This is a genomic window from Streptomyces sp. NBC_01520 (genome assembly GCF_045040375.1).
Lineage (GTDB): Bacteria > Actinomycetota > Actinomycetes > Streptomycetales > Streptomycetaceae > Streptomyces.
The window spans coordinates 3,593,642-3,616,679 of sequence record NZ_CP109404.1 but is presented as its reverse complement, the minus strand read 5'-3'; the positions used below and the strand labels follow the sequence as shown (position 1 = coordinate 3,616,679).

General features: G+C 70.7%; 21 protein-coding genes and 1 pseudogene. 11 read left to right on the top strand and 11 right to left on the bottom strand.

Translation table 11 applies throughout. The annotated features are described in order from the left end of the window. Window positions 1-26: 26 nt before the first annotated feature. The 4 genes from OG524_RS16285 to OG524_RS16270 all read left to right on the top strand — a co-directional run bounded on the left by OG524_RS16285 (window position 27) and on the right by OG524_RS16270 (window position 4,139). Window positions 27-1,484 (top strand): aldehyde dehydrogenase family protein, encoded by a 1,458-nt coding sequence (locus tag OG524_RS16285; RefSeq protein WP_405810782.1) that lies wholly within the window; start codon window positions 27-29, stop codon window positions 1,482-1,484. A 164-nt stretch (window positions 1,485-1,648) separates the two neighbouring features. Next, entirely contained in the window at window positions 1,649-2,290 is a 642-nt protein-coding gene (locus tag OG524_RS16280; RefSeq protein WP_405390101.1) for a PadR family transcriptional regulator, read from the top strand. 83 nt (window positions 2,291-2,373) lie between these two features. Then, on the top strand, window positions 2,374-3,336 hold the full coding sequence (locus tag OG524_RS16275) for an ATP-binding cassette domain-containing protein (RefSeq protein WP_405390102.1): 963 nt from the start codon (window positions 2,374-2,376) through the stop codon (window positions 3,334-3,336). Next, window positions 3,333-4,139 carry an ABC transporter permease gene (locus OG524_RS16270; RefSeq protein ID WP_405390103.1) on the top strand — a complete coding sequence of 269 codons (807 nt, stop codon included), beginning with the start codon at window positions 3,333-3,335 and terminating at the stop codon, window positions 4,137-4,139. Before OG524_RS16275 ends, OG524_RS16270 begins: the two co-directional genes overlap by 4 nt. Before the next feature lie 12 nt (window positions 4,140-4,151). Here OG524_RS16270 and OG524_RS16265 read toward each other — a convergent pair whose 3' ends face one another. From OG524_RS16265 to OG524_RS16255, 3 genes are all read right to left on the bottom strand, one after another. Beyond that, window positions 4,152-5,573, bottom strand: coding sequence for a glutamate decarboxylase (locus OG524_RS16265; RefSeq protein WP_405810779.1), 1,422 nt, complete (start codon window positions 5,571-5,573; stop codon window positions 4,152-4,154). Between the two features lie 15 nt (window positions 5,574-5,588). Beyond that, complete coding sequence (gene wrbA / locus OG524_RS16260; RefSeq protein WP_405390105.1) at window positions 5,589-6,212, bottom strand: NAD(P)H:quinone oxidoreductase; 624 nt, start codon at window positions 6,210-6,212, stop codon at window positions 5,589-5,591. An 87-nt stretch (window positions 6,213-6,299) separates the two neighbouring features. Next, window positions 6,300-6,665 carry a YbjQ family protein gene (locus OG524_RS16255; protein ID WP_405390106.1) on the bottom strand — a complete coding sequence of 122 codons (366 nt, stop codon included), beginning with the start codon at window positions 6,663-6,665 and terminating at the stop codon, window positions 6,300-6,302. Between the two features lie 146 nt (window positions 6,666-6,811). Here OG524_RS16255 and OG524_RS16250 point away from each other — a divergent pair. Further along, window positions 6,812-7,489: pseudogene (locus OG524_RS16250) on the top strand (DedA family protein); the annotation flags it as partial. 289 nt (window positions 7,490-7,778) lie between these two features. Here the strand turns inward: OG524_RS16250 and OG524_RS16245 are convergent. Both OG524_RS16245 and OG524_RS16240 read right to left on the bottom strand, forming a co-directional pair. Further along, window positions 7,779-9,494: a threonine/serine exporter ThrE family protein gene (locus OG524_RS16245; RefSeq protein WP_405390107.1), complete on the bottom strand. Its 1,716-nt coding sequence runs from the start codon at window positions 9,492-9,494 to the stop codon at window positions 7,779-7,781. Window positions 9,495-9,690: 196 nt separating this feature from the next. Then, the gene (locus tag OG524_RS16240; RefSeq protein WP_014155500.1) at window positions 9,691-10,185 is read right to left on the bottom strand and encodes an inorganic diphosphatase; all 495 of its coding nucleotides are present in this window, start codon (window positions 10,183-10,185) and stop codon (window positions 9,691-9,693) included. A gap of 86 nt (window positions 10,186-10,271) precedes the next feature. Here OG524_RS16240 and dacB point away from each other — a divergent pair, with 86 nt between their 5' ends. The 6 genes from dacB to folE all read left to right on the top strand — a co-directional run bounded on the left by dacB (window position 10,272) and on the right by folE (window position 17,908). Next, window positions 10,272-11,756: a D-alanyl-D-alanine carboxypeptidase/D-alanyl-D-alanine-endopeptidase gene (dacB, locus tag OG524_RS16235; protein WP_405812468.1), complete on the top strand. Its 1,485-nt coding sequence runs from the start codon at window positions 10,272-10,274 to the stop codon at window positions 11,754-11,756. 48 nt (window positions 11,757-11,804) lie between these two features. Continuing rightward, complete coding sequence (locus OG524_RS16230) at window positions 11,805-12,950, top strand: zinc-dependent metalloprotease (RefSeq protein WP_405810776.1); 1,146 nt, start codon at window positions 11,805-11,807, stop codon at window positions 12,948-12,950. Between the two features lie 188 nt (window positions 12,951-13,138). Beyond that, window positions 13,139-14,212, top strand: a complete 1,074-nt coding sequence (gene tilS / locus OG524_RS16225; RefSeq protein WP_405810774.1) for a tRNA lysidine(34) synthetase TilS — start codon at window positions 13,139-13,141, stop codon at window positions 14,210-14,212. Window positions 14,213-14,310: 98 nt separating this feature from the next. Next, window positions 14,311-14,850 carry a hypoxanthine phosphoribosyltransferase gene (gene hpt / locus OG524_RS16220; protein WP_384498516.1) on the top strand — a complete coding sequence of 180 codons (540 nt, stop codon included), beginning with the start codon at window positions 14,311-14,313 and terminating at the stop codon, window positions 14,848-14,850. Between the two features lie 207 nt (window positions 14,851-15,057). Continuing rightward, on the top strand, window positions 15,058-17,118 hold the full coding sequence (gene ftsH / locus OG524_RS16215) for an ATP-dependent zinc metalloprotease FtsH (RefSeq protein WP_405390110.1): 2,061 nt from the start codon (window positions 15,058-15,060) through the stop codon (window positions 17,116-17,118). Window positions 17,119-17,302: 184 nt separating this feature from the next. After that, window positions 17,303-17,908: a GTP cyclohydrolase I FolE gene (gene folE / locus OG524_RS16210; RefSeq protein ID WP_405390111.1), complete on the top strand. Its 606-nt coding sequence runs from the start codon at window positions 17,303-17,305 to the stop codon at window positions 17,906-17,908. Between the two features lie 160 nt (window positions 17,909-18,068). On the opposite strand, the gene OG524_RS16205 is transcribed toward folE, so the two are convergent. The 6 genes from OG524_RS16205 to OG524_RS16180 all read right to left on the bottom strand — a co-directional run bounded on the left by OG524_RS16205 (window position 18,069) and on the right by OG524_RS16180 (window position 23,001). Further along, window positions 18,069-18,551, bottom strand: a complete 483-nt coding sequence (locus OG524_RS16205) for a DUF3180 domain-containing protein (protein ID WP_405390112.1) — start codon at window positions 18,549-18,551, stop codon at window positions 18,069-18,071. A 55-nt stretch (window positions 18,552-18,606) separates the two neighbouring features. Then, window positions 18,607-19,218 carry a 2-amino-4-hydroxy-6-hydroxymethyldihydropteridine diphosphokinase gene (gene folK, locus OG524_RS16200; RefSeq protein WP_405390113.1) on the bottom strand — a complete coding sequence of 204 codons (612 nt, stop codon included), beginning with the start codon at window positions 19,216-19,218 and terminating at the stop codon, window positions 18,607-18,609. Further along, window positions 19,215-19,574, bottom strand: a complete 360-nt coding sequence (gene folB / locus OG524_RS16195) for a dihydroneopterin aldolase (RefSeq protein ID WP_024493348.1) — start codon at window positions 19,572-19,574, stop codon at window positions 19,215-19,217. Before folB ends, folK begins: the two co-directional genes overlap by 4 nt. Before the next feature lie 221 nt (window positions 19,575-19,795). Then, entirely contained in the window at window positions 19,796-20,278 is a 483-nt protein-coding gene (locus OG524_RS16190) for a nuclear transport factor 2 family protein (RefSeq protein ID WP_405390114.1), read from the bottom strand. After that, the gene (gene folP, locus OG524_RS16185; RefSeq protein ID WP_405812467.1) at window positions 20,275-21,072 is read right to left on the bottom strand and encodes a dihydropteroate synthase; all 798 of its coding nucleotides are present in this window, start codon (window positions 21,070-21,072) and stop codon (window positions 20,275-20,277) included. The genes OG524_RS16190 and folP overlap by 4 nt, the downstream gene beginning before the upstream one ends. Window positions 21,073-21,165: 93 nt before the next feature. Further along, a complete protein-coding gene (locus OG524_RS16180) occupies window positions 21,166-23,001 on the bottom strand; it encodes a phosphatidylglycerol lysyltransferase domain-containing protein (protein ID WP_405810770.1) in 1,836 nt (611 codons plus the stop codon). Window positions 23,002-23,038: the final 37 nt, after the last annotated feature.

Here is a 23,038-nt window from a genome sequence, read left to right as displayed (position 1 = left end):
AGTCTGCGCCTGCAGTAAGGGATTGCATGTCCTTCTTCAGTGAACTGTCCCGCCAGTACATCGACGGTGAGTGGCTGACCGGAAGCGGCTCGTGGGACATCATTGATTTCAATCCCTACAACGGCGAAAAGCTCTGCGCCGTCACGGTGGCCACCGCGGCCGAGGTCGATCTCGCCTACCGGGCGGCCGAACGCGCTCAGCGCACCTGGGCCGAGGTGAGTTTCTATGAGCGACGGACCGTTCTGGAGAACGCCGTACGCATCGTCGGGGAACGCAGCGCCGAAATCGTCGAGATGATTGTCGACGAACTCGGCGGCACCCGTTTCAGGGCCGAGTACGAGGTGCGGGCCGCACAGGAGTTCCTGCGCGCGGCGATCGGGCAGGCGCTCCGTCCGCAGGCCCTGCTGCTGCACGCGGCCGCGGACGGCAAGGAGAACCGCGTCTACCGGCTGCCCGTCGGCGTCATAGGCGTGATCAGCGCCTTCAACTTCCCCTTCCTGGTCACGATGAAGACCGTCGCTCCCGCGCTCGCGCTCGGCAACGCGGTCGTCGTGAAGCCCCATCAGAACGCTCCGATCGCCGGCGGCGGGCTGGTCGCCAGGATCTTCGAGGACGCCGGTCTGCCCGCCGGCCTGCTCAACGTGCTGATCACCGACAGCGCCGAGATAGGTGACACCTTCATCGCGCACCCGGTGCCCAAGGTGATCTCGTTCACCGGCTCGGACCGGGTCGGGCGCCATGTCGCCGCCACCGCCGCCGGGCTGTTCAAGAAGACCATCCTCGAACTGAGCGGCAACAGCGCACTGGTCGTGCTGGAGGACGCCGACATCGACCACGCGGTCCGGGCCGCCGTCTTCAGCCGCTTCCTGTACCAGGGCCAGGTCAGCATGGCGGCCAACCGCATCCTGGTGGACCGGTCGGTGGAGGAGGAGTTCACCGAGCGGTTCACCGCGGAGGTGAGCGCCCTCAGGGCGGGTGACCCGCGCGACCCGGACACCCGGATCGGCCCGGTCATCAGTGAGTTCCAGGCCGACGCGCTCACCGCGCTGGTCGACGACGCGCTCGCGCAGGGAGCCACCGCGCTCGTACGGGGCCGCACCCGCGGCAATCTCGTCGAGCCGACCGTGCTGACCGGACTGCCCGACGGCTCACCGCTGCTGGAGCAGGAGATCTTCGGCCCGGTGGCACTGCTGATGCCGTTCGACGGGGAGGACGACGCCGTACGGATCGCCAACGACAGCCCCTACGGGCTGAGCGGTGCCGTGCACACGGCGGACGCCGAGCGCGGGGTGAGGTTCGCGCGGCGCGTCGTGAGCGGGATGTTCCACGTCAACGACTCCACCGTGCAGGACGACCCACTGGTCGCGTTCGGGGGCGAGAAGGGCTCCGGCATGGGACGGCTTAACGGTGAGGCGGCCGTGGAGGCCTTCACCACCCAGCGGTGGATCTCCATCCAGCACGGGCGGACGGCCTTCCCCTTCTGACCCCGGCGGACGGCTTCCCGCTGCCCCGGCAGCCGGCCCGTCCCGCCGAGGAGACCGGCCGCCCCCGGCACGCCGATGTCTGCCGTGAGCTGCCGGACCGTCTCCGGTCCGGGCCCGGAGCGGCGGGCTACGCTGGGCGGAGCCGAACACGAAGGGTGGGTGGTATGTCCGCGATCCGGCTCCTGGTCCTCGGCGCCGTGCGTCAGCACGGCCGCGCGCACGGCTACCAGGTCCGCAACGACCTGGAGTACTGGGGCGCGAACGAGTGGTCCAACGCGAAGCCGGGCTCGATCTACCACGCGCTCAAGCAGATGGCGAAGCAGGGCCTGCTCCTCGCGCACGAGAGCGCCCCGTCCACGGTCGGCGGCCCGCCCCGTACCGAGTACGAGATCACCGAGCGCGGCACCGAGGAGTTCCTGTCCCTGCTGCGGGCCGCCCTGGTCTCCTACGACCAGAGCATCGACGTGCTTTCGGCGGGCATCGGCTTCGTCGTCGATCTGGAGCGGGCCGAGGCGGTCGCGCTTCTCCATGAGCGCGTCACGGCCATCGAGGCATGGCGGGCCGCAGTCACGGAGCACTACACGCCGTCCGACGGCCCCGAATCTCTCGGGCACATCGGCGAGATCATGAATCTGTGGGTCCACTCGGCCGACGCCGGCGCGGAGTGGACGCGCGGCCTGATCGGGCGGATCGAGGCCGGGGCGTACACCTTCGCGGGCGAGGGTGAACCCTTCGTCGGGGTACTCGCCGAAGGGCAGGAGAACCCCTATGCGACCGGGGTTCCCGACCCCGGGGATGCCAGCTAATCAAGTTTGACGAATGAAAGGGTCCGGCGTACCTTCGATGAGCTAGTCAAGTTTGACTAAGTGATCCGAAGGGCTGGTGGCACGTGAACGACGCGATCGTCGTCGAAGGAGTGCACAAGCGATACGGGCAGAAGCGCGCCCTGCACGGACTGGACCTCACCGTCCGGGCCGGCACGGTCCACGGGGTGCTCGGGCCCAACGGGGCGGGCAAGACCACCGCCGTACGCATCCTGTCGACCCTGCTGCGGCACGACGGGGGCCGGGCGGAGGTGGCGGGCTTCGACGTGCGGTCCGAGGCCGCCGAGGTCCGGCGGAGGATCGGGCTGCTCGGGCAGCACGCGGCCGTGGACGAGGAGCTCGGCGGCAGGCAGAACCTGGAGATGTTCGGCCGGCTGTACCACCTGGGCGCACGCCGGGCCGGCGCACGGGCCGACGAACTGCTGGAGAGGTTCGGGCTCGCCGACACCGGGCGCAAGGCGGTCAAGCAGTACAGCGGGGGCATGCGGCGGCGCCTCGACCTGGCCGCGTCCCTGATCACCGACCCGGAGGTGCTCTTCCTGGACGAGCCGACGACCGGGCTCGACCCGCGCGGCCGGGCCGAGGTGTGGGGCGCGGTGCGCTCGCTGGCGGCAGGCGGCACCACGGTCCTGCTGACCACCCAGTACCTGGAGGAGGCGGACCAGTTGGCCGACCGGATCTCGGTGATCGACGGCGGCCGGGTCATCGCGGAGGGATCGGCCGACCGGCTCAAGGCCATGGTCGGCGGCGACCGCATCGACGTGGTCGTCCGCGACGCCCTCCGGCTCGGCGACGCGGCCCGGCTGATGGGCGAGGAGGTGACCGCGGACGCGGACCGGCGGCTGCTCAGCGTCCCCGCCCCGGACCGGATGGCGGCCCTGACCCGCACCGTACGGGCGCTGGAGGAGGCGGGCATCGAGGCGGAGGACATCGCGGTGCGCCGCCCCACGCTGGACGAGGTGTTCCTGTCCCTCACGGGGGCCGGCGACGGAGCGGGAACGACGACGGAAGCGGCGGTGGCGGCATGAGCGCGGTGACGGCGGGCACGGGGGGCATCGGCTGGGCCCTCGCGGACTCCTGGACCATGACCAGGCGCGAACTGGCGCACTGGGCACGGCAGCCGGTCCAGGTGGTCGTGGGCCTGGTCTTCCCGGTGATGCTCCTCCTGATGTTCAACTACCTGGTCGGCGGCGGCCGGGGGGTCGACGGGGACAACACCGAATTCCTGGTGCCGGGCATGCTCGCGCTCACCATGGCCTTCGGCCTGGAGAGCACGATGCTGGCCGTCACCCAGGACCTGGGCAAGGGCGTCATCGACCGCTTCCGCTCCATGCCGATGGTCTCGGGTGCGGTTCTGGTCGGGCGGAGCGCCGCCGACATGCTCCAGTCGGTGGCCGCGCTCGCCGTGATGACCGGCGTCGGATACGCGCTCGGCTGGCGGTGGCACAACGGCCCGGCCGCCGCCCTGGCCGCGCTGGGACTGCTGCTCCTGCTGCGGTTCGCGATGCTGTGGATCGGAATCCACCTCGCGATGGTGGCGGGCAGGCCGGAGATGGTGCAGGCGGTGCAGATCCTGGTCTGGCCGGTGGGCTTCCTCTCCAACGTCTTCGCGTCGCCGGAGTCGATGCCGGGCTGGCTGGGCTCGGTGGTCGAGTGGAACCCGATGTCCGCCACGGCCACGGCGGTCCGCGACCTGTTCGGCAACCCGGGCGGAGCCACCGGCTCCTGGGCCTCCGAACACGCCGAACTGCTCGCGGTGCTCTGGCCGGTGGCACTGCTCGCGGTGTTCTTCCCGCTGGCGGTACGGAGGTTCGCCCGGCTCAGCCGCTGACCCTGTGCGGTCTCAGTGGTGGAACGCGGTCTGCGCGGCCCGGTCACGGCTCAACGAATGCTGCTGGGCGCGCAGTTCGGGCAGGAGCCGGCGCACATCGTCCAGCAGCATCTCCGCGAGGTCCGAGGAGAACCCGTTGCGGCAGACCACCCGTAGCACGGCCAGGTCCTGCCGGTTGGCGGGGAAGGTGTACGCGGGCACCAGCCAGCCGTGCTCGCGCAGCCGTCTCGACACGTCGAAGACGTCGTACGCCCGCACATCGGGGTTCGTCGTCAGGGCGAACACCGGCAGCTGGTCGCCCCGGCTGAGGAGCCGGAAGTCGCCCAGGCTCTCGAACCCCTCGGCGAGCCGGCCGGCCACGTCCCGGGACGCCTGCTGAACGGCCCGGTAGCCCTCCCGGCCCAGCCGCAGGAAGGTGTAGTACTGCGCCACCACCTGCGCGCCGGGCCTGGAGAAGTTCAGCGCGAACGTCGGCATGTCGCCGCCCAGGTAGTTGACCCGGAAGACCAGCTCCTCCGGAAGCTCGGCCGGAGAGCGCCACAGCGCCCACCCCACACCGGGGTAGACCAGGCCGTACTTGTGCCCCGAGGTGTTGATCGACGACACCCTCGGGAGCCGGAAGTCCCACACCAGGTCCTCGTCGAGGAACGGCGCCACCATCGCCCCGGACGCCCCGTCCACATGGACGGGGATGTCGAGCCCGGTGCGCTCCTGCAGCGCGTCCAGCGCCGCGCAGAGCTCCGCGACCGGCTCGTACGAACCGTCGAAGGTGGAGCCGAGGATGCCGACCACGCCGATGGTGTTCTCGTCGCAGAGATCGGCGGCGGCCTGCGGGTCCAGATGGAAGCGGTCGCCCTCCATCGGGACCTGGCGTGCCTCGACCTCCCAGAACGTGCAGAACTTCTCCCAGCAGACCTGCACGTTGACGCCCATCACCAGATTGGGCCGGGCGGTCGCCGGATAACGGTCGGTGTTCCGGGCCGCCCAGCGCCGTTTGAGCGCCAGCCCGGCCAGCATGCAGGCCTCGCTGGACCCCGTGGTCGAACAGCCCACCGCGGTCGCCGGGTCGGGAGCGTGCCAGAGGTCGGCGAGCATCGCCACACAACGCCGCTCCAGCTCGGCGGTGCGCGGGTACTCGTCCTTGTCGATCATGTTCTTGTCCCGGCACTCCCCCATCAGCACATCGGCCTGGGGCTCCATCCAGGTCGTGACGAACGTCGCGAGGTTGAGCCGGGAGTTGCCGTCCAGCATCAGCTCGTCGTGGACCAGCCGGTAGGCGGACGAGGGCGGCAGCGGGCCGTCCGGGAGGCGGTGTGTGGGCGGCGCCGTGTCCATCGAGGCGGTGGGGTCGGCCTCCCCGAAGAACGGGTTGAGGGCGAGCCGGCGGTGTTCCTCGGTCTTCGGTTCACCGTGTGAACCCCGGTGGAGCGGCATCGTCGGGTGGCCCTCTCAGTTCTCGGCCGCGAGTCCGGCCTTGATGGCCCGGGTGAACTTCACGACCCGCTCGGCCTGGACCCGGGCCGCGGTCAGGGTCTGCTCACCGACCGGGATGTCGCCCTGTCCGGAGACGTGGGAGGTGCCGTACGGATTGCCGTCGACGAATTTCGACGGGTCCGTGTAGCCCGGGGTGACCAGGATTCCGCCGAAGTGGTGGATCGTCTGGTAGAGCGCGAGCAGCGTGGACTCCTGGCCGCCGTGGGCGGTGGCGCTGGCCGTGAAGCCGCTGTAGACCTTGTCGGCGAGCCGCCCCGCCTGCCAGAGTCCGCCCAGGGTGTCGAGGAACTGCTTCAGCTGGGCGGCGACGTTGCCGTACCGGGTGGGCGAGCCGAGGATCACCGCGTCCGCCCAGATCATGTCGTCCGGCGTGACCTCGGCGACGCCGGCGGTCGCCTTCGCGTGGGCGGCCCACGCCGGGTTGGAGTCGATGGCGGCCTGCGGGGCGAGCTCGGCGGCCTTGCGCAGCCGTACCCGGGCGCCGGCCGTCTCCGCGTCCTTCGCCATGGCCTCGGCGATCGTGGAGATCGTGCCGGTGGAGGAGTAGTAGACGACTGCGACGCTGACGGACGTGGACATGCGGAAACCTCCGGGAAGCGGAGCCGGGCGGGAAGACTCGGGTCAGGGACGCGGGACCGGCGCTCAGGGCCGGTCCCGGGGGACCGGTCAGGAGTCGCTGATCACGGCCGCCGTTCCGTAGGCGCAGATCTCCGTGCCCACGTCGGCCGCCTCGCTGACGTCGAACCGCATCATCAGCACCGCGTTGGCGCCGCGCGCCCTGGCCTGCTCGACGAGCCGCTCCATCGCCTGGTTGCGGGTCTCCACCAGGGTCTTCGTCAGCCCCTTCAGCTCGCCGCCGATCATCGACTTCAGCCCGGCGCCGATCTGGCTGCCGAGGTGGCGGGAGCGGACCGTGAGTCCGAAGACCTCGCCGATGACCTGTGTCACCTGATATCCGGGTACGTCGTTCGTGGTGACGACCAGCACGTCCGCCCGGGCCGTCTGTCCGCCGCCGTAGTCCTCAATGCCCATGGGATGGCACCTCCTGAGGACAGCTTTGCCCCGGTTCGTTCCGCCCGCATCCTTGCTTACGCCACTGGAACCCAGAGGCCTCCCGCAGCGTTGATAGCTTGGGGCGGCCACGCAGCCGCCATCGATCGATCCTGGAGCCCGGACCCTTGAATACGCTTGCGCTCGGCCCGAGCTGGCTGGACCCGGACTATCTGCTCAACACGTTCGGCCTTCCCGGCCTTCTGCTGATCGTCTTCGCCGAGTCCGGCCTGTTGATCGGCTTCTTCCTGCCCGGCGACTCCCTGCTGTTCACCACCGGACTGCTGGTGACCACGGGCGACCTGAAGTACCCGCTCTGGCTCGTCTGCACCCTGGTCGCACTGGCGGCGATCATCGGTGACCAGGTCGGCTACCTCTTCGGCCGCCAGGTGGGCCCGGCCCTCTTCAAGCGCCCGGACTCCCGGCTCTTCAAGCAGGAGAACGTCGAGAAGGCCCACGAGTTCTTCGAGAAGCACGGCCCGAAGTCGCTGGTCCTGGCCCGCTTCGTGCCCATCGTCCGGACCTTCACGCCGATCATCGCCGGTGTGAGCCGGATGAACTACCGCTCGTTCATCACGTACAACATCATCGGCGGCATCCTCTGGGGCGTCGGTGTGACGGTGCTCGGCGCCGCTCTCGGCAAGATCGCCTTCGTGCACGAGAACATCGAGATGATCCTCATCCTGATCGTGCTGATCTCCGTGGTGCCGATCGTGATCGAGTACCTGCGCGCCCGCAGCAGGGGCAAGAAGGAGCGCGCCGCGGCGCGCCAGGAGGACCGCGGCCCCTCGGACGGAGGCCCGGGCGCGGGCCCGTACGACAACGGCCCCGGCACGGGTCCGTACGGCGGCGGCCCCTACAGCGGCAACGGACCCGAGGCCGGCCCGTACGGCGGTCCGGGCCCGTACGGCAACGGCGGCGCGGGTCCCTACGGCAGCGGCGGCCAGGGCGACGGACCGTACGGCACCGGTCCGGACGCGGGCGGCCAGGGCAACGGCGGCGGTTCCGGCCAGCGCGGGCGGCACGCCAGGCGCTGACCTCACCCGGACATCGGCGGCGCCCTGATCCCCCACGGGACAGGGCGCCGTTCGCGTGTCAGAAGCCGCGGGTCCGCTTGGCGGCCCGGCGGGACGGGCCTCCGATCGCGCCCGGCACCCGCATGAACAGCCGCGAGATCTCGCTCCCCAGATTCACCCCGATGGCGATGGCCAGCGCCGTCGCCACCGCGGCGGAGAGCGAGGCGAGCCCCGTGTCGAACTCGTTCTGGGCCACAGCCAGCAGACCGAAGTACGTGGCCGAACCGGGCAGCAGAGGGCCGATCGCCGCCGTGATGTACGGCAGCGACGAGGTGTACCGGTAGCGCGAGAACAACTGGCCGAACAGCCCCACCAGCCCGGCGGCCACCGCGGTCGCCGCCACCGGCGAGATGTCGCCGGTGCGGGCCATCGCCCCGTAGATGACCCAGGCCACGCCCCCGTTGAGGGTCACGGCGAGCACGGTGGAACGCTCCTGCTGGAGCAGGATGGCGAAGGCCAGCGTGAGCGCCATCGAGGCCAGGATCTGCAGCACCGGCCGGTCGTTGGGCACGAAACGTGCCTCCGGGTTCAGCTGGGCGCCGAGCTGGACGCCCAGGTAGAGCATCAGCAGCACCCCGGCGACGATGCCGATGAAGAAGTACATGACCTCCAGGAGCCGGGCCCCCGCGGTGATGTAGTAACCGGTCAGACCGTCCTGCACCCCGGCGACCAGCGCGCGCCCGGGCAGCAGGGCGAACAGCCCACCGGTGATCACCGCGGACGGCCGGATATCCGTCGAATGGGTGAGGGTCAGCGCGATGCCCATCGCGGCCGGGGGCATGGCCGCCGCCATGAACTGGTAGAACTCCGGCAGCCCGCGCCCGGCGCACAGCCAGGCCAGCCGGTCCCCGAGCATCGCACCCGCCGCCGCCACCATGAAGACCAGCGCACCGCCACCGACCAGCACCGACGCCGAACCGGCGAGCAGCCCGGCGGAGGCGGTCAGCACCCAGCCCGGGTACGGGTGCCGGTTACGGCGGATCTCGGCCAGCCGGCGGTAGGCCTCCTCCAGCGACACCTCGACGTGCTCCGCGGTCGTGATGTCGTCGATCAGCCGGAACACGGCGGCCAGCCGGGTGTAGTCCGTGCCCCGGCGGCGTACGGTCCTGCTCGCCGTCACCGGGTCCTCGACCAGCGACGGCTGGTGCGAGATGGACAGCAGGGTGAAGGTGACCGTCGGCTCGCACCGGTCGAGCCCGTACGAACGTGTCACCGCGAACATGGCCGCCTCGACGTCCTCGGCACCCTCACCGCCCGCGAGCAGCAGCTCCCCGATACGCAGCGTCAGGTCGAGCACCCTGGGCACCGCGGGGCCCGAGTCGTCGGTCTTCTGCACGCTCTCCGGAGCCGGACGCTCGGTCACGGGCATCCGGAGCATCGTGCGCATCCGGTCCTGCCAGGGGGCTTCCTTGGTCAGCCGGACCATCGGAATGCCGTGCGCGGGAGTGAAGACGGGCTGCTGGTGCTGGGCGGTGTACCCGCTCGGCGGGACGAACGCCGACGTGAGCGCGTCGGCGCCCTGGCCACCGCCCGGACCGGAAGCGGAACCCTGGCCCGAGCCGGAGGACGCCGACGGATCGGTGTGCAGGCCGACCGGAAGGGCGAATTCCGATGTGGGGTGGTCGTCCTCGGAAGGAGCCGGTGGCTGCTCCACGCCGGCCGGCGGGACGAAGGCGCTGCGTGCCTCGTCGGACTGGGGCTTCTGGTCCTCCGGACCGCCCTGTTCCGCCACCACTCGACCTCGTTCCTCCTCGACGGCGCGTTCTGGGAGCGCTTCTGCCCAGTATGGGCACGGACATGGGTCACCACGCACAACGGGCGGCGCACCGGTGAAAGGTGCGCCGCCCGTTATGTACGGTCAGCAGGGCCGGTCGGCCCGAAACGCCGCGGTCCGCGCCGTCCCGCCCGCAAGCGGAACCGGAAGGACTGCGTCAGTGCGCGCCGCCCTGCGCCTCGAGACGCTTGTAGGAGGCCTCGATCTCGGCCTCGGCCTCGGTGCGGCCGACCCAGTCCGCGCCCTCGACGGACTTGCCGGGCTCGAGGTCCTTGTAGACCTCGAAGAAGTGCTGGATCTCCAGGCGGTCGAACTCCGACACGTGGTGGATGTCGCGCAGGTGCTCCACCCGGGGGTCGGACGCCGGGACGCACAGCAGCTTGTCGTCGCCGCCGGCCTCGTCGGTCATCCGGAACATGCCGATCGCGCGGCACTTGATGAGGCAGCCCGGGAAGGTCGGCTCCTCCAGGATGACCAGCGCGTCCAGCGGGTCGCCGTCCTCGCCGAGGGTGTTCTCGACGAAGCCGTAGTCGGCCGGGTAGCTGGTCGAGGTGAAGAGTCGACGGTCCAGGCGGATCCGGCCGGTCTCGTGATCCACCTCGTACTTGTTCCGCGAACCCTTCGGGATCTCGATAACGACGTCGAACTCCACGGGTGGCTCCTCCATGATCAACACATACGACTGGTGGTTAAGTGTCCCTCACGCAGATGAGTGCTCGCGAAAGGGGCTGGTCGACGGTGGCCGAGCCGGTGGAGAGACCGACGGACGAACCGTTGAACAGGTGGGGCAAGTGGAAAGACCCGAAGTACCTGAAGCGGGCGACCGGGTCGAAGGACTGGCAGCTCGCCGCAGGCTCCGCGGTGCTCGGCCTGGTGGTCGCCGCCGGTGCCGTACTGGCCGCCGGTCCCTGGGACTCCGGTCAGCGTAAGGCCGAGCAGGACCGGGCCGCCGCCCAGGAGCGCGCAGGTGGCGCACATCACCAACGGGCCACGCCCGCCGGGCCGAAGCCCGCCCCCAGCGCCCCAGCCGTCCTGACGCCCCTGGGAGCGGCGGCGGGTCTGACCGACCCGGCGGGCGCGAACAGCCTCAAGACCGTCCTCGATCCCCTGCTCGACAGGCCCGCCCTCGGCAACGTACGCACCGCCGTCGTCGTCGACACGGCCACCGGCCGGCAGCTGTACGCACGCGGCGCGGCCACCCCCATGACACCCGCGTCCACCGTGAAGATCGCCACGGGCGTCGCCGCGCTCTCGGCCCTCGGACCCGGCCACCGCATCGCCACGACGGTCCGCGCTTCGGCGGACTCCCGCACGCTCACCCTCGTCGGCGGCGGCGACCCCACCCTGGACGGGGCGGCCCTGCGCGCCCTGGCCGCCGACACGGCACGAGCCCTGCGCGACAGCGGTACCAGCCGCGTCGAGCTGAAGTACGACACGTCCCGGTACTCCGGCCCCGCCCTGCACCCCATCGGCCCCAACGAGAACATCACGCCGGTCAGCGCGCTCATGGTCGACGAGGGGCGCCTCGACGGCAGCGACCGGGGCCCCGCCCCCCGCACCGACGACCCGGCGGGCGACGCCGCCCGCGCCTTCGCCGGTCTGCTCGACGACGCCGGTGTGGCCACCCGGTCCGCACCCTCGTCCGGGCGGGCCGGGGCGGGATCCAGGACCGTCGCGACGCACCTCTCGAAGCCCCTCTCCGCCCTGGTCGAACGGGCCCTGGCCAACAGCGACAACGACGTCGCCGAGGCGCTGGTGCGGCAGACGGCCCTGAAGGCGGGCGAGCCGGCCTCCTTCGCCGGGGGCCGGCGCGCCGTGACCGACCGGCTGAAGAAGCTGGGACTTCCCCTGGCCGGCGCGAACCTCGCCGACGGCAGCGGCCTCGACCGCGCCGACAAGGTGACGGCCGGCCTGCTCACCGGCCTGCTCGCCCTCGCCGCCGACCCCGACCACCCCGAACTCCGCCCGGTCCTCACCGGACTCCCGGTGGCCGGCTTCACCGGCACGCTCGACGACCGCTACCCCGCGACCTCCCCGGGCACCGGCCTGGTCCGGGCCAAGACGGGCACCCTCACCGGGGTGAACGCCCTCGCCGGAACGGCGGTCGACGCGCAGGGCAGGCTGCTCGCCTTCGCCCTCCTGGCCTCCGGCACCACATCCCCGTCCGAGGCGGAATCCACTCTCGACACCCTCGCCACCGCCCTCGTCAAAGGCACCCGATGAGCGGCTGACACCCCACCACGGGGCGGCCACCTCACGTACGGTTGACGCATGACGAGCGTCGGTGGTGCCGAGATGGTCGACTGGAATCTCGCGGTCGCGACCGCGACCCGGCTCGTGCGGCCGGGTCCCGAGATCAGCCGCGAGGAGGCCCGCGCCGTCGTCGCGGAACTCCGACGGCACGCCAAGGCCTCCGAGGAGCATGTCCGTTCGTTCACCCGGATGATCCCGGAGGGCCACGAGCCCGAGGACACCCCGGTCCTGGTCGTCGACCGGGCGGGCTGGATCAGGGCCAACGTCGCGGGCTTCCGTGAGCTGCTGCGCCCGCTGCTGGGGAAGATGCAGGACCGGCGGGGCAACGGCCCCGGGGGCGCAGTGCTGGGTGCGGTCGGCGGCAAGGTGACCGGTGTCGAACTGGGCATGCTGCTGTCGTTCCTGGCCTCCCGGGTCCTCGGACAGTACGAGACCTTCGCCCCCGCCACCCGCGAGCTCCCGGCCTCCGCCAACGGCGGCGGCCGACTGCTGCTGGTCGCCCCCAACATCGTCCACGTCGAACGCGAACTCGCTGTGGACCCGCACGACTTCAGGCTCTGGGTGGCCCTCCACGAGGAGACCCACCGCACCCAGTTCACCGGCGTGCCGTGGCTCCGCGACCATCTGCAGGGCGAGATCCAGTCGTTCCTCGACGAGACCGACGTCGACCCGATGACCGTCCTGGAACGCCTCAGGGAGGCAGCCCAGTCCTTCACCGGGGGCAGCCGCCCCGAGGGCGAGCGGGGGGAGGACGGCGACGACGGCGGGCGCAGCCTCGTCGAGATCGTCCAGACACCCGCGCAGCGTGAGATCCTCGGCCGCCTCACCGCCGTGATGTCCCTGCTCGAAGGTCACGCGGACTTCGTGATGGACGGGGTGGGCCCCGACGTGGTGACCTCCGTCGCCGAGATCCGGGAGAAGTTCCAACAGCGCAGGGCGCGCGGGGCGAGCCGCCTCGACCTGGCGCTGCGCAAGCTCCTGGGCCTCGACGCCAAGCTGAGGCAGTACCGCGACGGCGAGAAGTTCGTGCGGGCCGTGGTCGACGAGGTCGGCATGGACGGCTTCAACCGGGTGTGGACCTCTCCCAACACCCTCCCCACGAAGGCGGAGATCGCCGCCCCCGCAGACTGGGTCGCGAGGGTGCACCGTAGGACAGATTCATGATCACGGCCCGCGCGACGGCAGGAGAACGCCCTTCCAATCACCCATCCGAGGGACCATAGGGGCACGGGAAGGCGTGCAATGCTCGATGAACAGCTTGGCTCTGTCACCATCGACGCACTCTGAGTGACGGGGCCTCCGTCCCGGCACTCGAAGCACACCCCCAGAACTCCATCCGAAGGGCACCGGACATGGGTCCCCATCCTGCGGTCGCGGCGATACGCCTGGCGGTCCGCCGCGTACTCCACGACGTCGTCACCGAATACAACCGCGACACCGAACGGGCCGGACGCGCCGGGTTCGCCGAAGCCGGCGCCGGCGTACGGCGGGGCGCGCTCCCCGAACGGCCCGGCACCCCGCTCGTGCTCGTCGCCTGCTCCGGGGGCGCCGACTCCATGGCGCTCGCCTCCGCCCTCGCCTTCGAGTCGCGCAAGCTTCCCGTCCGGGCCGGCGGAATCACCGTCGACCACAATCTCCAGCCCGGTTCCGGTCTCCGCGCGGGCGAGGTCGTCACCCGCCTCGCCGGGATGCGGCTCGACCCGGTCGAGGCGGTCGCCGTCCGGGTCGGCCGCGAAGGCGGGCCCGAGGCCGCCGCCCGCGAGGCCCGTTACGCCGCGCTGGACGCCGCCGCCGAGCGCCACGGCGCCGCCGCGGTCCTCCTCGGCCACACCCGCGACGACCAGGCCGAGACCGTCCTCCTCGGTCTCGCCCGCGGCTCCGGCATCCGCTCGCTCTCCGGGATGGCCGCCGCCTCCGGCCCCGAGGGCCGCTACCGCCGCCCCTTCCTTCAGCTCGACCGGCAGACCGCCCGCAAGGCCTGCATGGTCCAGTCGCTCCCCGTCTGGGACGACCCCCACAACGTCGACCCCGCCTACACCCGCTCCCGGCTGCGCCACGAGGGACTGCCCGCCCTGGAGAAGGCACTGGGCAAGGGTGTCGTCGAAGCCCTCGCCCGTACGGCCCAGCTCTCCCGTGACGACGCCGACGCCCTCGACACCTGGGCCGCCGAGGCCGCCCGCTCGGTGCGCGACGACGACGGACGCCTGGAGTGCGCCAAGCTGTCGGTCCTGCCGCCCGCCGTACGCCGCCGGGTGCTGCGACGCGCCCTCATCGACGCCGGATCTCCCGCCGGTTCGCTCTTCGCCCGGCACATCGAGGAAGTCGACCGGCTCATCACCGGATGGCGTGGCCAGGGGGCCATCAACCTGCCCGGCCGCGTCGAGGTACGGCGGCAGGGTGGCAGACTGGTGATTCGGCAGAGCTGAAGCGCAAGCGGCTGACGTGCAGGCGAGACGGCCCGTCCGGCCCGGGGAAAGTCCGGGTCCGGCAGGCAAAGAAAGAGACGCGGGTGAACGAGAAGGACATGGGTACCGACCTTCAGTCGGTGCTCCTCACCAAGGAAGAGATCGACGCGAAGCTCGTCGAGCTGGCCGCGAAGATCGACGCGGAGTACGCGGGCAAGGACCTGCTTCTCGTCGGCGTGCTCAAGGGCGCGGTGATGGTCATGGCGGATCTGGCACGTGCGCTGTCCACCCCCGTCACGATGGACTGGATGGCCGTCTCCTCGTACGGCGCGGGGACGCAGTCCTCGGGCGTCGTCCGGATCCTCAAGGACCTCGACACCGACATCAAGGGCAAGCACGTCCTGATCGTCGAGGACATCATCGACTCCGGTCTGACGCTGTCCTGGCTGCTGACCAACCTCGGTTCGCGTGAGCCGGCGAGCCTGGAGGTCTGCACGCTCCTGCGCAAGCCGGACGCCGCGAAGGTCGCGATCGACGTGAAGTGGGTCGGCTTCGACATCCCCAACGAGTTCGTCGTCGGCTACGGGCTGGACTACGCGGAGAAGTACCGCAACCTCCCCTTCGTCGGCACGCTGGCCCCGCACGTCTACGGCGGCTGACAACCGCCCCGACGGGACCGGCCGAACCCGGCCGGACTCCGGGGAACCCTCACCGCCCTCCCGCCGTTGGAGCCTTCGAAGGCGGGTTTGTCAGACGTCCCCTGCGGTCGCGGGTGACAATGCTGGGGTACCGTCCGAAGAACAGTCTTTTCTCACAGCAGCATTTACCTACGGGCAGGAGGGACGGGGCGACTTCGCTCCGTATGGATGGACGTGAAGCGATACTTCCGTGGGCCGGTCATGTGGATCGTGCTGGCCGTCCTCGCCGTGGTCGTGTTGATGCAGGTCGTCGGCTCGTCCGGCGGCTACAAGACGGTGGACACCGGCAAGGTGATCCAGGCGATCAGCAAGGACCAGGTGGAGCAGGCCAAGCTGACCACCGGTGACGAACAGATTCTCAAGATCGAGCTGAAGGACGGCCAGAAGCTCAAGGGCGAGTCCGGAAGCAAGTTCCAGGCGAGCTACATCGGCAACCAGGGCGTCGAACTGGCCGACACGCTGCAGCAGAAGTTCGAGAGCGGTGACATCGAGAAGGGTTACACCGTCTCGCCGTCGAAGCAGTCCCCGTTCGTCTCGATCCTCCTCTCGTTGCTGCCCTTCGTCCTGATCGTCGTCGTCTTCCTGTTTCTGATGAACCAGATGCAGGGTGGCGGCTCCAAGGTCATGCAGTTCGGCAAGTCCAAGGCCAAGCTGATCACCAAGGACACGCCGAAGACGACCTTCGCCGACGTGGCGGGGTCGGACGAGGCCGTCGAGGAACTCTACGAGATCAAGGAATTCCTCCAGGAGCCGGCGAAGTTCCAGGCCGTCGGCGCCAAGATCCCCAAGGGCGTCCTGCTGTACGGGCCGCCCGGTACGGGCAAGACCCTGCTCGCTCGCGCGGTCGCGGGTGAAGCGGGCGTTCCGTTCTACTCGATCTCCGGTTCCGACTTCGTCGAGATGTTCGTCGGTGTCGGTGCCTCTCGTGTCCGTGACCTCTTCGAGCAGGCCAAGGCGAACGCTCCGGCGATCGTCTTCGTCGACGAGATCGACGCGGTCGGCCGGCACCGTGGTGCCGGCATGGGCGGCGGTCACGACGAGCGCGAGCAGACGCTCAACCAGCTGCTCGTCGAGATGGACGGGTTCGACGTGAAGGGCGGCGTCATCCTGATCGCCGCCACGAACCGCCCGGACATCCTGGACCCGGCGCTGCTGCGTCCCGGACGTTTCGACCGGCAGATCGCCGTCGACCGGCCGGACATGCAGGGCCGCCTGGAGATCCTCAAGGTGCATCAGAAGGGCAAGCCGGTCGCGCCCGACGTCGATCTCAACGCGGTCGCCCGTCGTACGCCCGGCTTCACCGGTGCCGACCTGTCGAACGTGCTGAACGAAGCGGCGCTCCTCACGGCGCGCAGCAACAAGAAGCTGATCGACAACAGCATGCTCGACGAGGCCATCGACCGCGTCGTGGCGGGTCCGCAGAAGCGGACCCGGATCATGTCCGAGAAGGAAAAGAAGATCACCGCGTACCACGAGGGCGGACACGCCCTGGTCGCGGCGGCCTCACCCCAGTCGGACCCGGTCCACAAGATCACGATCCTTTCCCGCGGCCGTGCCCTCGGTTACACGATGGTGCTCCCGGAAGAGGACAAGTACTCCACGACGCGCAACGAGATGCTCGACCAGCTGGCATACATGCTGGGCGGGCGCGCTGCCGAGGAGCTGGTCTTCCACGACCCGACCACCGGTGCCGCGAACGACATCGAGAAGGCCACTGCCACGGCCCGCGCGATGGTCACGCAGTACGGCATGACCGAGCGCCTCGGCGCGATCAAGTTCGGCGGCGACAACACCGAGCCCTTCGTGGGCCGGGAGATGGGCCACCAGCGCGACTACTCGGAAGAGGTCGCGGCGCTCGTCGACGAAGAGGTCAAGAAGCTCATCGAGACCGCGCACAACGACGCGTGGGAGATTCTCGTCGAGAATCGCGACATCCTCGACGCCCTGGTCCTCGAGCTCCTTGAGAAGGAGACGCTCAACAAGGACCAGATCGCCGAGATCTTCGCCCCGATCGTGAAGCGTCCGGCCCGTCCGGCGTGGACCGGTTCGGCCCGGCGCACGCCTTCGACGCGTCCGCCGGTGCTCTCCCCGAAGGAGCTGGCCCTCACCAACGGCGCCACCACCGCCAACGGTTCGGCCACCCCTGCGGAGATCGCTCCGAAGGACATCACGTCGAAGGACCTCGGTACGTCCACGGAAGTCCTTCCGGAGGAGCGACCCGAGAGCTAGTCCCCTGCCCGATCCGGTGTGGCCCCTGTCACGGGTGCTCCACCAGGCCCGGAATGGATGCCGCGCCCCCCAGGTTCTAGCCTGTGGGGGCGCGGCTTTTTCGTATGCCTGCGCCATGCCTGCCGTTCTTCTGGGATGTCCGGGCGGGCCTGCGCAGGTGACAGCACAGAGGAACGAGGCACAGATGACCGACCCGGTGACGCTCGACGGGCAGGGTTCGATCGGCGTATTCGACGAGAAGCGGGCCGAGTCCGCCGTACGTGAACTCCTCATCGCGGTCGGGGAGGACCCGGAGAGGGAAGGGCTGCGGGAGACGCCGGGCCGGGTGGCACGCGCGTACAAGGAGATATTCGCGGGCCTCTACCAGGAGCCCGAGGACGTCCTGACGACGACGTTCGACCTCGGTCACGACGAGATGGTGCTGGTCAAGGACATCGAGGTGTTCAGCACCTGCGAGCACCACCTGGTGCCGTTCCGCGGTATCGCGCACGTCGGATACATCCCGGCGACCAGCGGGAAGATCACGGGGCTGTCCAAGCTGGCCCGGCTGGTCGACGTGTACGCCAGGCGCCCCCAGGTCCAGGAGCGGCTCACCACGCAGATCGCCGAGTCGCTGATGGCCATCCTGGAGCCGCGCGGAGTCATCGTGGTCGTCGAGTGCGAGCACATGTGCATGTCCATGCGGGGTATCCGTAAGCCCGGAGCCAAGACGATCACGTCCGCCGTCCGTGGCCAGCTGCGTGACCCGGCCACGCGTGCGGAGGCGATGAGCCTCATCATGGCGCGCTGATCAGGGACGAGGGCGCCCCGGAGGTCGCGGAACGGACGGACCGCGGGGTCGCCACCGGGGAGGTGCGGCCGGGCGGGCATGCGGTGCGGTTCGCCGCCGCCCAGGTCCTGACGGCCACGATGGGGCGGGTCGCTCCGGCGGTTGACGGGCCCAGGCCCCGCTAGGCCGCGGCCCTGCTCCTGTCGTCGTCCCCGTCCTCAGGGAGCCTGCAGACGCGCTCCAGGAAGACCGCGGCGGCGACGACGGCGATACCGGCCACGACCGCGCTGCCGGCGTAGATGGCCTGATCACGCCGGGGCGGGATGTCGAGATAGCCGAGCAGGAAGACGCCCGTACCGCCGTACATCCCCGCGACCAGCGCCGCGACGAGGGCACTCGCCTGGCCGAAGACCACGGCACGCGCGGCCATCAGGGGCTCGACGCCCTTCGCTCCCGGGCGGCGCTCCCGCTGGGCGCGCAGACGGGCCCGGATCGACAGGGCCGTGGCGAGCAGCACGACGGCGATGACCGCGAGCACGACGGGTGCGGCGAGCGGCACGCTCGGCAGGGTGCCCAGGGAGTCCCAGAGACGGGCTGCGCCCCAGGACAGCACGCCGGCTCCGGCGAAGAGTCCGGCCAGGAGCCCGAGCCGTAGTTGCTTCACCGAGAGTGCCGCCCTTCGCCGCCGTTGCCGTGTCGTCCGTCCTTGAGCCTAACGACTACTCGGGCAGGCGGAGTTCCAGGTCGGCCCGGGGGAGCACCCCGTCACGGCCGACACCGGCCAGCAGGTCGGCGACCGGGCCGGAGCCGGGCAGCTGGGCCTCGGGATCCACGTCGTGCCAGGGGGCGAGAACGAAGGCGCGCTCGTGGGCGCGCGGGTGTGGAAGGGTGAGCAGCGGGTCGTCGGAGACCACGTCGGCGTACGCCACGATGTCGACGTCGATGGTGCGCGGCCCCCAGCGCTCCTCGCGGACCCGGTCGAAGGCCTCTTCGACGGCCTGGCCCCGCTCCAGCAGCGAGGACGGCGGCAGGGTCGTCTTCACGATGATCACCGCGTTGAAGTAGGAGGGCTGGGAGCCCGCGTCCACGCCCCACGGCTCCGTCTCGTACACCGGGGAGACCGCCTTGACCCGCAGACCGGGGGTGTCCTCCAGGGCGTCGATGGCGCCCTGGAGGGTCTCCAGCCGGTTGCCGAGGTTGGAACCCAGGGAGATCACGGCCCGTTTGGGGTTGGAGAGGGTGATGTCCGCCGCGTCCACCTGCTCGACGACGGCGGCCGGCACCGGCTGGACGGTCGGGTCGCTCTGCCCCTCGGTGGAAAATGCAGTCATGCTCGGCTCCGGGTGATGGTGATGGTCACGTCGTCGAAGGGGACGGTGATCGGCGCGTCCGGCTTGTGGACGACGACCTCGACCTCCTCGACCCCTTCGTGCTTGAGACACTGCTGCGCGATGCGTTCCGCGAGGGTTTCGATGAGATCGACGGGTTCACCCTTGACGACATCGACGACCTCTTCCGCCACCACGCCGTAGTGCACGGTCTTCGTCAGGTCGTCGGCGGCTGCCGCGGGACGGGTGTCGAGGCCGAGCACCAGGTCCACGATGAAGGTCTGGCCCTCTTCCCGTTCCCGGGGGAAGACACCGTGGTGCCCACGGGCCTTGAGGCCGCGCAGCGCGACACGATCCACGCGAATCACTCCTGCTGTTCGTCGGTCCGGCGGCACCCGGCCGCGTGCGGGCGGAGAGGTTGCCGTCTTTTGAATCTACCCGCGAGCACCGACAGCTCCTGCCCGCGGGGGGATGCGGGCGGAACCGGGCACGAGGCCGGTAGCCGCGTATACCCCGTGATCCGGGAGTCCAATCCCCACCGGGCTCCCGGAGGTCCAGTCCCCACCGGTCTCCTACCCGCTCAGGAAGGTGACTCCTCCTCGTCCTCCTCGCCGGTTTCGGCCAGAACGGGCGATCCGTGGTGGGACCAGAGCTTCCAGCCGTCCGATGTGCGACGGAACACGTTGGTGGCGACGACGAGCTGGCCGACGAGCGGGCCGAGCGCGTTGCCCTCCTCCGCCGGTCCGCCGCTGAGGATGTTCTCGGTACAGGTCACCAGCGCGGTGTCGTCGGTCATGGTGACCCCGACGTCGGTCAGGAAGAACTGGATGTACTCGGTGTTCGCCATGATCAGCGCGTAGCTGCGGAGCACCTCGCCGCGTCCCGTGAGCACCGGCCAGCCCGGGTGCACGCAGGACACGGTGAGGTCCTCACCCGGCAGCCAGAGACCGGAGAGCTCCTCGAAGTCGCCGCGCTCCATCGCCTCGTAGAAGGCGGTGTTGGCCTGCTCGACGGCCTGGATGTCGGCGGCGGCCGCCTCGTGCTCGTCGTGCGGGGAGCTCACGCGGCTCCCTCGACGGCGCGGGCGACCCGCACCGCGTCCGCGGTGGCCCGGACCGCGTGCACCCGGACCGCCCAGGCACCGGCGTTCGCCGACAGGGCGGAGATCGCGGCCGTGGCGGCGTCGCGCTCCCGAGCGGGCGGTGGGGCCGCGCCCTCGCCGGCCAGGACGTGGCCGAGGAACCGCTTGCGGGAGGCGGCGACCAGCAGGGGCCGGCCAAGCTCGCGCAGCCGGGGGAGGTGTGCGACGAGCGAGAGGTCGTGGGCGGCGTCCTTGGCGAAGCCCAGGCCCGGGTCGATCACCAACTGTTCCGGGGCCACCCCGCCCTCGGTCACGGCGTCCATGCGGTCGCGGAGTTCCGTGACCACTTCGGCGACGACGTCCTCGTACACCGCCCGGCTGTTCATCGACTCGCTGAATCCGCGCCAGTGCATGACGACGAAGGGCACCCCGGCCGCGGCGACGACCGGGATCATGTCCGGGTCGGCGAGACCGCCGCTCACATCGTTGACCAGCGCCGCGCCCGCGGCGACCGCCTGTTCGGCGACCCGGGCCCGCATGGTGTCCACGGAGAGGGTGACGCCCTCGGAGGCCAGGCCCCGCACGACGGGGATGACCCGCCGCAGTTCCTCCGCCTCGTCCACCCGGCTGGCGCCGGGGCGGGTCGACTCACCGCCGACGTCGATCAGATCCGCCCCTTCGGCCGCCAGTTCGAGGCCGTGCTTGATCGCCGCCGTGGTGTCGAACCAGTGACCTCCGTCCGAGAAGGAGTCGGGCGTCACATTGACGACTCCCATGACCGCGCAGCGGTCCCACTCCGGCAGGCCCCGCACTGTGCCCCGTCCTCGCAACGTACTCATACGACCAGCCTAGGCCCGCGAACGGGTGGGTCAGGCCGCGCGGACACCGCGCTCACCGCCCTGTGCGGGCCGGTGGCCGCACGGGAGGGTGCGTCCGGAGCGGAACGGCCGGGGCGGCAGGAGGGTCACGAAGCCCTCCGCCTGAAGCGCGGCGAGGCCGATCCGGGGGAGGTCCCGGCCGGTGCGGAAGACCACGAACCGGGGCTCCCAGCGGGGCTGGAACTTCGCGTTGAACCGGTACAGCGACTCGATCTGGAACCACCGCGACAGGAAGATCAGCAGCCCGCGCCAGCAGCGCAGCACCGGTCCCGCCCCCAGCCGCTCGCCGCGGGCGAGGGCGGAGCGGAACATGGCGAAGTTCAGCGAGACGCGGGCCACGGAAAGCCTCGGCGCGGCCCGCAGGGAGGCGACGATCAGCAGTTCGTTCATGCCGGGGTCGGCGGAACGGTCGCGTCGCATCAGATCCAGGGAGAGGCCGTCGGTGCCCCACGGGACGAAGTGGAGGACGGCCTTCAGATCGCCGTACGGGGATTCCTCCGTGCCGGATTCGGCCAGATGGGCGGTGGCGACGACGCAGTCGCCGTCCGCCGGGTCGCCGATCCGGCCCAGCGCCATGGAGAAGCCGCGCTCGGTGTCGGTGCCGCGCCAGTCGGCGGCGGCCCGGCGGATGCGCTCCAGTTCGGTGGTGCCGATGTCGCGGACGCGGCGGACCCGGGTCTCGTAGCCGTTACGTTCGATGCGCTTCACCATCTGGCGCACGTTGCGCATCGCACGCCCGGACAGGGAGAAATCCGCGACATCCACCACCGCCTCGTCCCCGATCTCCAGCGCTGCCAGTCCCGTTTCACGGGTCCACACCTCGCCGCCGGTCTCGCTGCAGCCCATCACCGCCGGGGTCCATGAATGCGCCCGCGCCTCGTCCATGAAGCGCTCGATGGCGCCGGGCCAGGCCTCCACATCGCCGATCGGGTCACCTCCGGCGAGCATCACCCCCGACACCACGCGGTAACAGACGGCGGCCTTGCCGCTGGGGGAGAACACGACGCCCTTGTCGCGGCGGAGCGCGAAGTGCCCCAGTGAGTCGCGGCTCCCGTGCTTGTCGAGCAGGGCACGCAGCCGCTCCTCGTCTTCCTCGCTCAGCCGTGCGGCGGGGTGTTCGGGGCGGAAGGCGAGATAGATCGTGGTGACGGCGGTCAGCAGCCCGAGGGCGCCCAGGGAGTACGCCACCGTCCACGAGGTCGTCCCCGTGTAGTCCACGGGGCCCTCCAGCCCGAACAGGCCGTACAGCACGTGCTGGAGCCGGTCGACGATGGCGGGGTTCCCCACGACCCGGCCGGGGTGGACGCTGACGACGACCAGGCCCAGCGCGAGCGAACCCGCGCCGAGTAGGACGAAGTTGGCCAGCGCCCGCCAGCGGCTCCGCGGGTCGGGGAGCGCGGCGAACTCGCCCCGGTGACGCACCAGCAGGAAGCACAGCACCAGGGAGAGCAGCACGCCGATCAGGGAGTGGCGGTAGGCGAACTGCGCCGCGGCGCCGGCCGGCAGGAGGACCACGGCGGCCCGCCAGGCCCGGCGCTTGCGCCGCTTGATGCCGTGGGCCAGCAGGAGCAGCAGCACGCCCGAACTGAGCGAGAGCGCGGCGGCGAACGGCCCGAGGGCACCCGGAAGAACCTCGGCGAAGGTGTGTACGCGGCTGTGCCGGAAGCGCGGGAAGATCCCGGCGGCGACGTCGATCAGGCCGACCGCCACGCAGGCGCCCCCCACCAGCGCCGGTACGGACGCGGGTCGCGGCCCGCGAAGGAACCCGCGGCCGCGCACCACGAAAGGAACCGTTCCTGATTTAGCTCCATCTACCGTGCCAGACATCGCTTCCCGTGACTTCGCGAGGATTCCTGAGTCCGTC

Coding starts and splice junctions, on each gene's coding strand:
- folE (WP_405390111.1), top strand. CDS start 17,303: ATGACCGACCCGGTGACGCTCGACGGGCAGGGTTCGATCGGCGTATTC.
- OG524_RS16230 (WP_405810776.1), top strand. CDS start 11,805: ATGACGAGCGTCGGTGGTGCCGAGATGGTCGACTGGAATCTCGCGGTC.
- OG524_RS16280 (WP_405390101.1), top strand. CDS start 1,649: ATGTCCGCGATCCGGCTCCTGGTCCTCGGCGCCGTGCGTCAGCACGGC.
- OG524_RS16255 (WP_405390106.1), bottom strand. CDS start 6,665: ATGGGCATTGAGGACTACGGCGGCGGACAGACGGCCCGGGCGGACGTG.
- folP (WP_405812467.1), bottom strand. CDS start 21,072: ATGGGAGTCGTCAATGTGACGCCCGACTCCTTCTCGGACGGAGGTCAC.
- folK (WP_405390113.1), bottom strand. CDS start 19,218: ATGACTGCATTTTCCACCGAGGGGCAGAGCGACCCGACCGTCCAGCCG.
- OG524_RS16180 (WP_405810770.1), bottom strand. CDS start 23,001: ATGTCTGGCACGGTAGATGGAGCTAAATCAGGAACGGTTCCTTTCGTG.
- OG524_RS16270 (WP_405390103.1), top strand. CDS start 3,333: ATGAGCGCGGTGACGGCGGGCACGGGGGGCATCGGCTGGGCCCTCGCG.
- hpt (WP_384498516.1), top strand. CDS start 14,311: ATGGGTACCGACCTTCAGTCGGTGCTCCTCACCAAGGAAGAGATCGAC.
- wrbA (WP_405390105.1), bottom strand. CDS start 6,212: ATGTCCACGTCCGTCAGCGTCGCAGTCGTCTACTACTCCTCCACCGGC.
- tilS (WP_405810774.1), top strand. CDS start 13,139: ATGGGTCCCCATCCTGCGGTCGCGGCGATACGCCTGGCGGTCCGCCGC.
- ftsH (WP_405390110.1), top strand. CDS start 15,058: ATGGACGTGAAGCGATACTTCCGTGGGCCGGTCATGTGGATCGTGCTG.
- OG524_RS16265 (WP_405810779.1), bottom strand. CDS start 5,573: ATGCCGCTCCACCGGGGTTCACACGGTGAACCGAAGACCGAGGAACAC.
- OG524_RS16285 (WP_405810782.1), top strand. CDS start 27: ATGTCCTTCTTCAGTGAACTGTCCCGCCAGTACATCGACGGTGAGTGG.